This window comes from Marinifilum sp. D737 (genome assembly GCF_026672275.1).
Taxonomy (GTDB): Bacteria; Bacteroidota; Bacteroidia; order Bacteroidales; family Marinifilaceae; genus Marinifilum.
The window spans coordinates 1-785 of the sequence record NZ_JANQCD010000093.1; the positions used below are offsets into that span (position 1 = coordinate 1).

The window sequence follows — 785 nt, forward strand, 5'->3', positions numbered from 1 at the left end:
TCACCTGTTGCTGCTATTGAAATTGAGAAAGGAGAATTCAAACATGGTGTGAAATCTTCACTTACTGTTGTCACAGCTATATCTTTTAATACTCTGACTGAAACTTCTGTTGATTCCTCAGGAGTGCCAATTGCTGCTGATACAATACATTTAAAATTCCAGTTGTTAATATCCAAGTCATTTGCATCAAAACTAAGAGTCGAAATTTTATTGGTAGCATCAATACTTGTTATCATACTTGCATCAATTGGTACAAAAGGAAGTGTTCCTTTATGGTACATCCACTCGTAAGTTAAACCTGCAACCTTTCCTTCTACGCTTAACTCCACCTTATCATTAAAACAAACCTCAATATTAGTTGGTTGGTTTAATATTTTATCAACTGCTTCAATTGTTAAAGTAGCTATACCACTTGTTACATTCGGAACACAAACTGTTCCACTTGTACTAACAATACATTGGTATTTATAACCATCGAATGTTGCTTTATCCGCATTTGTAATTTTTAACTCCGCTGTTTTAGTTCCTGAATATTTACCACCTTCTGGAATATCAATAAATCCTGCTCCTGAATCTTCTTGCCACTGGTAAGAATAGTTTGGCTCACCTGATGCAGTAACGCTAAAGGTAGCATTCGCTCCATCAGCAATTGTCAAATTTCCAGGATTAGTAGTTGATAATATTTCAACCACAGTTAAACTTGCAACTTTTGACTGAACTGTTCCACAAAAATTTTTCACCTCACAATAGTATGATTCTCCATCAACTGGAGCTGTTTCGGTGTA

The 785-nt window shown here is 35.4% G+C and carries 1 protein-coding gene; it reads right to left on the minus strand.

All coding sequences use genetic code 11. The features are described from left to right. Window positions 1-785 (minus strand): immunoglobulin domain-containing protein (locus NQ163_RS20560; RefSeq protein WP_268192188.1); only part of this gene is annotated, 785 nt, incomplete at both ends.